This window comes from Vibrio sp. Y58_MX_L22, from assembly GCF_024181865.1.
Classification (GTDB): domain Bacteria; phylum Pseudomonadota; class Gammaproteobacteria; order Enterobacterales; family Vibrionaceae; genus Vibrio; species Vibrio alginolyticus.
In genome coordinates this window covers 1-12,541 of record NZ_JAMZAN010000020.1, presented here as the reverse complement: position 1 = coordinate 12,541, position 12,541 = coordinate 1, and the positions used below count along the sequence as shown (strand labels likewise).

Below are 12,541 nucleotides of genomic sequence, written 5' to 3'. Positions count from 1 at the left end.
TTTTTTGTTTCTAGCTTTATCGAAAATCCCACCGGAAGAACAAAGTAGTATAAAAACTAAAAAGGCACCCGAAGGTGCCTTTTTCTTAAGCTTTTAACGATTACTCGTTATATGACTTACTCTTCAGAAGAGAAACCAGCGTTTAGAAGTGCCGCTAGGTTATCCGTTGCTTGCTCAGCAGAAGGACCATCTTGCGCTTCAGAACGTTTAGCTTGACGCTCTTGGTGGTATGCGAAACCAGTACCAGCTGGGATCAGACGACCAACAATTACGTTCTCTTTCAGACCACGTAGGTCATCACGCTTACCAGAAACCGCAGCTTCTGTTAGTACGCGAGTTGTCTCCTGGAACGATGCCGCAGAGATGAACGACTCAGTCGCTAGAGATGCTTTAGTAATACCTAGTAGTTCACGTTCGAAACGTGCAGGCTCTTTGCCTTCAGCTTCTAGGTTACGGTTAGCAATCTTAACTTGTGAGTACTCAATCTGTTCACCAGGTAGGAACTCAGAGTCACCAGAGTGAGTAATAGTACACTTACGTAGCATCTGACGAACGATAGTTTCAATGTGCTTATCGTTAATCTTAACGCCTTGTAGACGGTAAACTTCCTGTACTTCGTTAGCAATGTACTGCGTTACCGCGTGTACGCCACGTAGACGTAGGATGTCATGTGGAGACTCTGGACCATCTGCGATCACATCACCACGTTCAACTTTTTCACCTTCGAATACGTTCAACTGACGATGCTTAGGAATCATCTCTTCGTAAGCTTCACCGCTTTCACGTGTGATCACTAGGCGACGTTTACCTTTCGTCTCTTTACCAAAGCTCACAGTACCTGTGTGCTCAGCAAGGATTGCAGGCTCTTTCGGCTTACGTGCTTCAAATAGGTCAGCAACTCGTGGAAGACCACCGGTGATATCTTTGTTACCGCCAGACTTCTGAGGAATACGTGCTAGTGTCGCACCAACACCTACTGCTGCGCCATCTTCGATGTTCACAATCGCTTTACCAGGTAGGAAGTAGTGAGCTGGCATATCAGTACCAGGGATCATTACATCGTTACCTTGCTCGTCAACAAGTTTGATAGCTGGACGCATATCTTTACCTGCTGAAGGGCGAGCTGCTGGGTCAGTTACTTCGCTTGAAGATAGACCAGTTAGGTCATCCGTTTGACGAGATACTGTTACGCCGTCGATCATATCTACGAACTGGATGCGACCTGCTACCTCAGTAATGATAGGTAGTGTGTGCGCTTCCCAGTTTGCAACTGTTTCGCCAGCTTGAACTGTATCACCATCGCCTTTGCTTAGTAGCGTACCGTAAGGCAGTTTGTGCTTCTCTTTAGTACGACCAAACTCATCAACGATAGTTAACTCTGTCGCACGAGAAGTGATAACGATCTTACCGTCATCAGCCAATACAGATTTAGCGTTGTGTAGCTTGATAGAACCGTTGTTCTTAACTTGAACACTGTTCTCTGCCGCTGCTGTCGATGCCGCACCACCGATGTGGAACGTACGCATCGTTAGCTGTGTACCTGGCTCACCGATAGACTGAGCAGCAATAACACCCACTGCTTCACCTTGGTTCACTAGGTGACCACGTGCTAGGTCACGACCGTAACATTGTGCACAACAACCGAAGTCAGAATCACACGTTACTACAGAGCGCACTTTCATGCTGTCTACTGAGTTCTCTTCCATGATTTGACACCACTTCTCATCGATCAGGGTGTTACGTGGAATAAGAACGTCTTCAGTGCCAGGTTTTAGTACGTCTTCAGCAACAACACGACCAAGAGCAAGCTCAGAAAGTGCAACTTTAACATCACCACCCTCGATGTGAGGCATCATGTCGACACCTTCGTGAGTGCCACAGTCATGTTCAGTTACAACAACGTCTTGAGCAACGTCTACTAGACGACGAGTTAGGTAACCCGAGTTCGCTGTTTTCAGTGCCGTATCCGCAAGACCCTTACGAGCACCGTGCGTTGAGATAAAGTACTGAAGTACGTTTAGACCTTCTTTAAAGTTCGCTGTGATCGGCGTTTCGATGATTGAACCATCTGGACGCGCCATCAGACCACGCATACCCGCAAGCTGACGAATCTGTGCTGCAGAACCACGAGCGCCCGAGTCCGCCATCATATAGATGCTGTTGAATGACTCTTGCTGTTCCTCTTCACCGTCACGGTTAACTACCGTTTCAGATGAAAGGTTTTCCATCATTGCTTTCGCAACACGGTCGTTGGTCGATGCCCAGATATCGATAACTTTGTTGTAGCGTTCGCCCGCAGTAACAAGACCTGATTGGTACTGTTCCTGGATTTCACGTACTTCTTCTTCCGCTTCTGCGATTTCAGTGTACTTAGCTGCTGGTACAACCATATCGTCGATACCAACAGATACACCAGAAAGTGCCGCGTATGCGAAACCTGTGTACATGATTTGGTCAGCGAAGATTACTGTGTCTTTCAGACCTAGTTTACGGTACGCCTCGTTAAGTAGGTTAGAGATTTGCTTCTTACCTAGCTTTTGGTTAACGATGCTGTACGGTAGACCAGCTGGCACGATTTGCCATAGCATTGCACGACCAACAGTGGTGTCTACCATCTTGGTTTCTGTAGTGCTGTTGCCGTCTTCGTCTACAACAGTTTCTGTAATACGTACTTTAACGCGTGCGTGAAGCTCAGCTTGTTTAGTGCGGTATGCTTTCTCAGCCTCTTCTGGGCCAGAAAGGTACATGCCTTCACCTTTCACGTTGATCTTTTCACGAGTCATGTAGTACAGACCCAATACAACGTCCTGAGAAGGTACGATGATCGGATCACCTGACGCTGGCGACAGAATGTTGTTTGTCGACATCATCAGAGTACGAGCTTCAAGCTGTGCCTCTAGAGTTAGAGGTACGTGAACCGCCATTTGGTCACCATCGAAGTCCGCGTTGTACGCCGCACAAACAAGTGGGTGTAGCTGAATCGCTTTACCTTCGATCAGTACTGGTTCGAACGCCTGGATACCTAGACGGTGAAGTGTCGGTGCACGGTTCAATAGTACTGGGTGTTCACGGATTACTTCGTCTAGGATATCCCAAACGACCGCTTCTTCACGCTCTACCATTTTCTTAGCAGCTTTGATTGTAGTCGCAAGACCACGAGTCTCTAGCTTGCTGTAGATGAATGGTTTGAATAGCTCAAGTGCCATCTTCTTAGGAAGACCACACTGGTGTAGACGAAGGTATGGACCTACTGTGATTACAGAACGGCCAGAGTAGTCTACACGTTTACCTAGAAGGTTCTGACGGAAACGACCTTGTTTACCCTTGATCATATCAGCAAGAGATTTCAGAGGACGCTTGTTAGAACCTGTGATCGCACGACCACGACGACCGTTATCTAGTAGCGCATCAACAGACTCTTGCAGCATACGTTTTTCGTTACGTACGATGATGTCCGGAGCAGCTAGCTCTAGAAGACGCTTCAAACGGTTGTTACGGTTGATCACACGACGGTATAGATCGTTAAGATCAGAAGTCGCAAAGCGACCGCCATCTAGAGGTACTAGAGGACGTAGATCTGGCGGAAGTACTGGAAGTACAGTTAGGATCATCCACTCAGGGTTGTTACCCGATGCGATGAACGCTTCTACCAGCTTAAGACGCTTAGTTACTTTCTTACGCTTAGTTTCAGAGTTTGTTGTCTCTAACTCTTCACGCATTTGTTCTGCTTCAGCGTGCATATCCATAGAACCTAGTAGGTCCTTGATAGCTTCCGCACCCATCTTAGCAGTGAACTCGTCGCCCCACTCTTCTAGACGATCTAGATACTCTTCTTCAGTAAGCATCTGACCTTTTTCTAGATCAGTCATACCAGGCTCTGTTACTACGTACATTTCGAAGTACAGAACGCGTTCGATATCACGTAGAGGGATATCCATTAGTAGACCGATACGAGACGGTAGCGATTTTAGGAACCAGATGTGAGCTACTGGTGAAGCCAGTTCAATGTGGCCCATACGGTCACGACGAACTTTAGTTTGTGTAACTTCTACACCACACTTCTCACAGATAACACCACGGTGCTTCAGGCGCTTGTACTTACCACAAAGACATTCGTAGTCTTTAACTGGACCAAAGATACGCGCACAGAACAGACCATCGCGTTCAGGTTTGAACGTACGATAGTTGATCGTTTCAGGTTTTTTAACTTCACCGAAAGACCATGAACGGATCATGTCTGGTGAAGATAGACCGATTTTGATTGCATCAAATTCTTCGGTCTTATGCTGTGCTTTTAGAAAGTTTAATAAGTCTTTCACAATCAGCTCCTGTAAGGAGTTAAAAGGAGCTCACTCGCTAAAGTGAGCACCTTCTTCCAAATAATCGCTTTGATTCTCTCGACTTTCATCAAGAGAGAAAAGGATTACTCTTCGTCTTCTAGCTCGATGTTGATACCTAGCGAGCGGATCTCTTTCAACAGTACGTTGAACGATTCTGGCATGCCAGGTTCCATGCTGTGGTTACCGTCTACGATGTTCTTGTACATCTTAGTACGGCCGTTAACGTCATCCGACTTAACCGTTAGCATTTCTTGTAGCGTGTAAGCAGCACCGTATGCTTCTAGTGCCCATACTTCCATCTCACCGAAACGCTGACCACCGAACTGAGCTTTACCACCTAGTGGTTGCTGAGTTACTAGGCTGTACGAACCAGTTGAACGAGCGTGCATCTTGTCATCAACAAGGTGGTTCAGTTTCAGCATGTACATGTAACCAACAGTTACAGGACGCTCAAACGCATCACCTGTGCGACCATCAAACAGTGTTAACTGACCTGATGTTGGTAGATCTGCTAGCTCAAGAAGTGCTTTGATTGACTCTTCTGGAGCGCCATCAAATACAGGAGTCGCGATTGGTAGACCGCCACGCAAGTTCTTGATCAGAGTACGTACTTCATCATCAGATAGAGAAGCAATGTCTACTTTCTGGCGAGTGTCGCCTAGATCGTAAACTTTTTGTAGGAACTCGCGGAATTTCGCTAGTTCTTGCTGCTCTTTAACCATCTGGTTGATCTTGTCACCGATACCTTTCGCTGCCAGACCTAAGTGTACTTCTAGGATCTGACCGATGTTCATACGCGAAGGTACACCCAGTGGGTTAAGTACGATGTCTACAGGCTGACCTTTCTCATCGTATGGCATGTCTTCAACAGGGTTGATCTTAGAGATTACACCCTTGTTACCATGACGACCCGCCATCTTATCACCAGGCTGAATGCGACGTTTAACCGCTAGGTAAACCTTAACGATCTTCAGTACACCAGGTGCTAAATCATCACCTTGAGTGATCTTACGACGCTTAGTTTCGAACTTCTTATCGAAGTCGGCTTTTAGCTCATCCCACTGCTCAGCAAGTTGCTCAAGCTGAGTTTGTAGTGCGTCATCTTCTAGCGTTAGTTCTAGCCACTTCTTACGATCAGTTGTGTCTAGTTTCGCTTCAGAGTAACCGCCTTCAATCAATACAGCTTTAACACGGTTTAGAAGGCCGCCCTCAAGAATCTGGAATTCTTCAGTTAGGTCTTTCTTCGCTTCTTTAAGCTGCATCTGTTCGATTTCAAGCGCACGCTTGTCTTTCTCTACGCCATCGCGAGTAAAGACTTGAACGTCGATGATCGTACCTGATACAGAGTTAGGTACACGTAGTGAAGTATCTTTAACGTCAGATGCTTTTTCACCGAAGATTGCACGCAGTAGCTTCTCTTCAGGCGTTAGCTGAGTTTCACCTTTAGGCGTTACTTTACCAACTAGGATGTCGCCACCCTTAACTTCAGCACCGATGTAAACGATACCTGACTCGTCTAGTTTAGATAGAGCAGACTCACCTACGTTTGGAATATCCGCTGTAATCTCTTCAGAACCAAGCTTAGTATCACGCGCCACACAAGTCAGTTCTTGGATGTGGATAGTCGTGAAACGGTCTTCTTGAACTACGCGCTCAGATACTAAGATCGAGTCTTCGAAGTTGTAACCGTTCCAAGGCATGAACGCGATACGCATGTTTTGACCAAGCGCTAGTTCACCAAGGTCTGTTGAAGGACCATCAGCAAGAACGTCACCGCGTGATACAGGCTCACCTGGCATCACACATGGGCGCTGGTTAATACATGTGTTCTGGTTAGAACGTGTGTATTTAGTCAGATTGTAGATGTCGATACCAGCTTCACCTGGTACTAGCTCTTCTTCGTTAACTTTAACAACGATACGAGAAGCATCTACTGACTGGATTACACCACCACGTTTAGCAACTGCAGTTACACCTGAGTCAACTGCTACGTTACGTTCAATACCAGTACCAACAAGCGGTTTGTCAGCTTTCAGTGTTGGAACTGCCTGACGTTGCATGTTCGCACCCATCAATGCACGGTTCGCATCATCGTGTTCTAGGAACGGGATAAGCGATGCAGCGATAGATACAACCTGGTTTGTCGCAACGTCCATGTACTGAGCGTGCTCACGAGGGTGTAGACCAGATTCACCTTTCTGACGAGCTGTGATCAGCTCATCTGCAAAAGTACCATCTTCGTTTAGCTTAGCGTTCGCCTGTGCGATAACGAATTGGCCTTCTTCGATTGCAGATAGGTAATCTACTTCGTCTGTTACTACGCCATCTACAACGCGACGGTATGGTGTCTCTAGGAAACCGTACTCGTTACAACGCGCAAACGCAGATAGAGAGTTGATCAGACCGATGTTTGGACCTTCAGGCGTTTCGATAGGACATAGACGACCGTAGTGAGTTACGTGTACGTCACGTACTTCGAAGCCAGCACGTTCACGAGTTAGACCGCCAGGACCCAATGCAGAAATACGACGCTTGTGCGTTACTTCTGATAGCGGGTTGTTTTGGTCCATGAACTGTGAAAGCTGTGAAGAGCCAAAGAATTCTTTAACTGCCGCAGAAATTGGCTTCGCGTTGATCAAGTCTTGAGGCATGATTGCGTCAAGATCGCCTAGGCTTAGACGCTCTTTAACTGCACGCTCAACACGTACTAGACCTACACGGAACTGGTTCTCAGCCATTTCGCCTACAGAACGGATACGACGGTTGCCTAGGTGGTCGATATCGTCCACTTCGCCCTTACCGTTACGGATCGCGATCAGCTTCTTCATCACTTCGATGATATCAGTTTCATCAAGTGTGCCTTGCTCTTGAGCATCTTCACGGCCGATAGAGCTGTTGAACTTCATACGACCAACAGTCGATAGATCGTAACGCTCTTCAGAGAAGAATAGGCTTTCGAATAGAGCTTCTGCAGCTTCTTTTGTTGGCGGCTCACCAGGGCGCATCATGCGGTAGATTTCTACCAATGCAGAAATACGATCAACCGTGCTGTCGATACGTAGTGTTTCTGACATGAATGGACCGTGGTCTAGATCGTTCGTGAATAGAACTTCTAGCGCTTTGTGGCCAGCCTGAGATAGGTTCGCTAGTGCTTCCAGGCTGATTTCCTGGTTAGCGTTAACAATGATCTCGCCTGTTGCTTCATTGATGTAATCTTTTGATGCAACTTTACCTACGATGTACTCAACTGGTACTTCGATGTGATCAACACCATCTTTTTCTAGTTGGCGGATATGACGAGCTGTTACGCGACGACCTTGCTCAACGTAAACTTTACCATTTGCTTCGATGTCGAATGACGCAGTTTCACCACGTAGACGATCCGGAACCAACTCCATCAATAGAGTTTGGTCTTTCACTTCGAAGTTCACTTTCTCGAAGAAGATATCTAGGATTTCTTCTGTCGACTTACCTAGTGCACGAAGGATGATCGATGCTGGTAGCTTACGACGGCGGTCGATACGAACGTACAAGTTATCCTTAGGATCAAACTCGAAATCAAGCCATGAACCACGGTAAGGAATAACACGTGCGTTGTATAAAACTTTACCTGAAGAGTGGGTCTTACCCTTATCGCTGTCGAAGAACACGCCTGGGCTTCGGTGCAGCTGGGATACGATAACCCTCTCGGTACCGTTGATTACGAAGGTACCATTGTCTGTCATGAGTGGAATTTCACCCATGTAGACTTCTTGTTCTTTAATGTCTTTTACAGTACCTGCTGGCGCGTCTTTATCAAAGATAACTAGGCGTAGTTTTACACGTAGTGGCTTTGAGTAAGTTACACCGCGGATTTGACATTCTTTAACGTCAAAAACTGGCTCACCAAGACGGTAGCTAACGTATTGCAGCTCAGAATTGCCGTTGTAGCTCTGAATCGGGAATACAGAACGGAAAGCGGCTTCAAGACCGTATTGACCTTCAGGATCCTGTTCGATAAATTTGTCGAACGAATCGAGCTGGATCGATAGCAGGTATGGAATGTCCAAAACTTGTGGACGAGTACCAAAGTCCTTACGGATGCGCTTTTTCTCGGTATAAGAGTAAACCATGGGGTTCCTCAGCTCGCTGATAAGTGACCCAAACTGTCCGCCCGCTCCTAGTTACTTAAGGGGGGTAAGGGACAGTGACTAATATAGCTGTTTACTGTAGTGACATTTCATTTCGTAAGAATGAAATGTTTTTTGCATGGATATCAGGCGCTTAAACAGCGGGAAAATTCGCCTATACCCTACAGCGCAAAAAGGCCGGTGATTAAAAAACCACCAGCCAATTAGCCGTTAGGCTAAGAAACTATGCAATAATTACTTAACAGCAACAGTTGCACCAGCTTCTTCTAGCTGAGCTTTAAGAGCTTCAGCTTCTGCTTTCTCAACACCTTCTTTAAGAGGTGCTGGAGCGCCGTCTACTAGAGCTTTAGCTTCTTTAAGACCTAGGCCAGTTGCGCCACGTACTGCTTTGATTACAGCAACTTTGTTACCGCCAGCAGCTTCTAGGATTACGTCGAATTCAGTTTGCTCAGCAGCAGCTTCGCCTGCAGCAGCGCCGCCAGCTACAACAGCAGCAGCAGCAGAAACACCGAATTTCTCTTCCATTGCTTCGATTAGTTCAACAACTTGCATTACAGACATTTCTGCAACTGCGTCTAGGATTTGCTCGTTAGTAATAGACATAACAATTCTCTTTTAAGTCAACAATAAGTTTATTAAGCAACCAGTAAAAAGCAAGGCTTATGCCGCTGCTTCTTGTTTTTGATCGCGGATAGCTGCGATAGTACGCGCCAGCTTGCCAGCCGAAGCTTCTTTCATGCACATCATTAGGCGTGCAATTGCTTCGTCGTAAGTTGGTAGTGTTGCTAGTACTTCAGCGTCAGTTAAAGCGCCTTCAAATGCAGCAGCTTTGATCTCGAAATCTTTGTTCTCTTTAGCGAAGTCTTTGAAAAGACGCGCTGCAGCACCTGGGTGCTCATTAGAGAATGCGATTAGAGTAGGACCAGTGAAAGTGTCAGTTAGACACTCGTACTCAGTACCTTCAACCGCACGACGAGCAAGAGTGTTACGAACAACTCTCATGTAAACGCCAGCTTCACGAGCTTGTTTACGTAGAGAAGTCATCGCGCCAACTTGAACGCCACGAGAATCAGCTACAACTGCAGAAAGTGCACCACTGGCAGCTTCGTTGACTTCAGCAACAATTGCTTTTTTGTCTTGAAGGTTTAAAGCCATCTTGGATTTACTCCTGGTTGTCGTTACACCACTCACTATCATCACGACAGTGAGAGCTATTGAGGTGCTTCCCCAGAAGAAAGTTAACTATATTACATAGAGCTTTCTGTCAGTTCGGGCACCATCTACGTAGGATAATTAAGTTTGCTTTTACACAAACACCTACGGTCTTGGACGGAGACTGGGTCTTAATTCATTTCGAACTAGGAGACAGTTCAAAGAACCAAAGTTCAGCCCCAACCACAAATATTAGGCGCAAAATTATACACTAATTTTGCGCCTAAGCAAATAAATTATGCTTGAGTGTTCAGGCTAGCCTGATCAACAGCAACACCAGCACCCATAGTAGTAGAGATGCTTACTTTCTTCAGGAAAGTACCTTTCGCTGAAGATGGCTTAGCTTTCTTCAGAGCAACTAGAAGTGCTTCTAGGTTCTCTTTGATCTGCTCAGCAGAGAAGTTTGCTTTACCGATAGTAGTGTGGATGATGCCGTTTTTGTCGTTACGGTAACGAACCTGACCAGCTTTAGCGTTTTTAACTGCTTCAGCAACGTTAGGAGTTACAGTACCAACTTTAGGGTTTGGCATAAGACCGCGAGGACCTAGGATAGTACCTAGTTGACCTACAACGCGCATTGCATCTGGAGAAGCAACAACTACGTCAAAGTTCATTTCGCCTTTCTTAACTTGCTCAGCAAGATCTTCCATACCTACGATGTCTGCGCCAGCTTCTTTAGCTGCTTCAGCGTTAGCACCTTGAGTGAACACTGCAACGCGGATTTCGCGGCCAGTACCGTGAGGTAGTACAGTTGCACCACGTACGTTCTGGTCAGATTTACGAGCATCAATGCCTAGGTTAACAGCAACGTCTACAGACTCAACGAATTTAGCAGTCGCTAGTTCTTGAAGAAGAGCAACAGCTTCGTTGATTTCGTATTCTTTAGTTACGTCAACTTTTTCGCGGATTACGCGCATGCGCTTAGTTAGTTTTGCCATCTTATTAACCCTCTACCACTAGGCCCATTGAACGAGCAGTACCAGCGATAGAACGCTTCATCGCTTCGATGTCAGCACCAGTCATATCAGCAGCTTTAGTTTCTGCGATTTCTTGGATTTGAGCGTCAGTTACAGTACCAACTTTTTCAGTGTTTGGACGACCTGAACCAGACTTAACGCCAGCAGCTTTCTTAAGAAGAACAGCAGCAGGTGGAGTCTTAGTTACGAACGTGAAAGAACGGTCGCTGTATACTGTGATAACTACTGGAGTTGGTAGACCTTTCTCAATAGATTCTGTTTTTGCGTTGAACGCTTTACAGAATTCCATGATGTTCACACCGTGTTGACCTAGTGCAGGACCTACTGGTGGACTAGGGTTAGCCATACCAGCAGCAACTTGTAGCTTGATGTAAGCTTCAACTTTCTTAGCCATGATAATTCCTAAGTTTGGGTACAAACGCTAATCGCGGATCAGCTCCCCGTTTGTGTAAGAAACTTTTTACTTCACTTGAAGTAAAAAGGCGCGAAATTATAGTCATAATCCGCGCCTTATACAACCCTAAAAAGGTGATTTTTTATACTCTTTAACGAAGAGTCTTAGTCCAGCTTTTCAACCTGACCAAATTCAAGCTCAACTGGTGTCGCACGACCAAAGATCGATACAGACACTTTCAGGCGGCTCTTCTCGTAATCCACTTCTTCAACCGTACCGTTGAAGTCAGCAAATGGACCTTCGTTAACACGTACCACTTCACCCGCTTCGTACATTGTACGCGGACGAGGCGCTTCACTCGCTTTCTCAAGACGATTAAGAATCGCATCAGCCTCTTTATCCGTGATAGGTGCCGGACGGTCTGAGGTACCACCAATGAAGCCCATGACACGCGGCACACTGCGTACTAGGTGCCATGATTCATCGTTCATAATCATCTGAACAAGGACGTAACCTGGGAAGAACTTACGCTCAGATTTGCGACGCTGACCCGCGCGCATTTCCACTACTTCTTCAGTAGGAACCAGTACTTCACCGAATAGCTCTTCCATGCCGTGCATTTTGATATGCTCGCGCAGAGATTGAGCTACACGACCTTCAAATCCAGAGAAGGCTTGAACCACATACCAGCGTTTTTTTGGAGCTTCACTCATGAATAAAAACCCTCTATACCCCAGTTGCTAGAGCTACTAGACGAACCATAATTCCGTCAATACCCCATAGCACTAGAGCCATTACAATACTTACAGCTAAAACGATCAGTGTTGTTTGCATGGTTTCTTGGCGAGTAGGCCAAACAACTTTACGTACTTCCATACGAGATTCTTTTGCAAAACTGATCGCTGCTTTACCTTTAGTCGTTGTTGCTGCAACGCCTAAGGCAGCTGCAATAAGAACAACAACGCCTGCAGCACGAACCACTACAGACATTTCACCATACAGGTAATTACCCACAACAGCGGCAGCTGCCAATACGAAAGCGGCTACCCACTTAAACGTATCTGCTGCGTTTGAGCTATCAGGAGTTTCAGCATTATTTGCTTTCATAAAACCAACCTGTTACAAGTCTTAATATAGACGACAACAACCCCGCTGTTGCAGGGCAAACTCCATATCGCTGAAAAAATCAGCGTACTCTTCTTAAGATTAAGCCTCTTTGCTTAATCTTGCTCTGCGCCCAACCCACTTCTGAACAAGAAAACAGCAAAAATAATGTTGAGTGCAGAAAAAGGGCATCAAATGATGCCCTTTTTGCTACTGGTTCGTCAAATCTAATTCAAGATTTTCCGAAAGCATCGCTAATTCGCTATGAATTAGTCGAAGATCTTAGCAACAACACCAGCACCTACTGTACGGCCACCTTCACGGATCGCGAAACGTAGACCTTCGTCCATTGCGATTGGTGCGATTAGCTCTACAGTCATCTGT

At 46.1% G+C, this 12,541-nt stretch carries 8 protein-coding genes and 1 pseudogene; all 9 read right to left on the bottom strand.

Translation table 11 applies throughout. From position 1 onward, the window contains the following. Positions 1-116 precede the first annotated feature (116 nt). Entirely contained in the window at positions 117-4,319 is a 4,203-nt protein-coding gene (gene rpoC / locus NL626_RS22320) for a DNA-directed RNA polymerase subunit beta' (RefSeq protein ID WP_005382514.1), read from the bottom strand. A 104-nt stretch (positions 4,320-4,423) separates the two neighbouring features. Next, positions 4,424-8,452: a DNA-directed RNA polymerase subunit beta gene (gene rpoB / locus NL626_RS22315; RefSeq protein ID WP_005384685.1), complete on the bottom strand. Its 4,029-nt coding sequence runs from the start codon at positions 8,450-8,452 to the stop codon at positions 4,424-4,426. 252 nt (positions 8,453-8,704) lie between these two features. Further along, positions 8,705-9,073 carry a 50S ribosomal protein L7/L12 gene (gene rplL, locus NL626_RS22310; protein WP_005382540.1) on the bottom strand — a complete coding sequence of 123 codons (369 nt, stop codon included), beginning with the start codon at positions 9,071-9,073 and terminating at the stop codon, positions 8,705-8,707. Positions 9,074-9,130: 57 nt separating this feature from the next. Then, positions 9,131-9,625: a 50S ribosomal protein L10 gene (gene rplJ / locus NL626_RS22305; RefSeq protein WP_005382538.1), complete on the bottom strand. Its 495-nt coding sequence runs from the start codon at positions 9,623-9,625 to the stop codon at positions 9,131-9,133. Between the two features lie 293 nt (positions 9,626-9,918). Continuing rightward, positions 9,919-10,620 carry a 50S ribosomal protein L1 gene (rplA, locus tag NL626_RS22300; RefSeq protein ID WP_005384683.1) on the bottom strand — a complete coding sequence of 234 codons (702 nt, stop codon included), beginning with the start codon at positions 10,618-10,620 and terminating at the stop codon, positions 9,919-9,921. A 4-nt stretch (positions 10,621-10,624) separates the two neighbouring features. Further along, on the bottom strand, positions 10,625-11,053 hold the full coding sequence (gene rplK, locus NL626_RS22295) for a 50S ribosomal protein L11 (RefSeq protein ID WP_005384682.1): 429 nt from the start codon (positions 11,051-11,053) through the stop codon (positions 10,625-10,627). A gap of 164 nt (positions 11,054-11,217) precedes the next feature. Beyond that, on the bottom strand, positions 11,218-11,766 hold the full coding sequence (gene nusG, locus NL626_RS22290) for a transcription termination/antitermination protein NusG (protein WP_005384681.1): 549 nt from the start codon (positions 11,764-11,766) through the stop codon (positions 11,218-11,220). A 13-nt stretch (positions 11,767-11,779) separates the two neighbouring features. Continuing rightward, on the bottom strand, positions 11,780-12,160 hold the full coding sequence (secE, locus tag NL626_RS22285; RefSeq protein WP_005384680.1) for a preprotein translocase subunit SecE: 381 nt from the start codon (positions 12,158-12,160) through the stop codon (positions 11,780-11,782). 266 nt (positions 12,161-12,426) lie between these two features. Then, positions 12,427-12,541: pseudogene (locus NL626_RS22280) on the bottom strand (elongation factor Tu); the annotation flags it as partial.

Coding starts and splice junctions, on each gene's coding strand:
- rpoB (WP_005384685.1), bottom strand. CDS start 8,452: ATGGTTTACTCTTATACCGAGAAAAAGCGCATCCGTAAGGACTTTGGT.
- rplL (WP_005382540.1), bottom strand. CDS start 9,073: ATGTCTATTACTAACGAGCAAATCCTAGACGCAGTTGCAGAAATGTCT.
- rplJ (WP_005382538.1), bottom strand. CDS start 9,625: ATGGCTTTAAACCTTCAAGACAAAAAAGCAATTGTTGCTGAAGTCAAC.
- rplA (WP_005384683.1), bottom strand. CDS start 10,620: ATGGCAAAACTAACTAAGCGCATGCGCGTAATCCGCGAAAAAGTTGAC.
- rplK (WP_005384682.1), bottom strand. CDS start 11,053: ATGGCTAAGAAAGTTGAAGCTTACATCAAGCTACAAGTTGCTGCTGGT.
- nusG (WP_005384681.1), bottom strand. CDS start 11,766: ATGAGTGAAGCTCCAAAAAAACGCTGGTATGTGGTTCAAGCCTTCTCT.
- secE (WP_005384680.1), bottom strand. CDS start 12,160: ATGAAAGCAAATAATGCTGAAACTCCTGATAGCTCAAACGCAGCAGAT.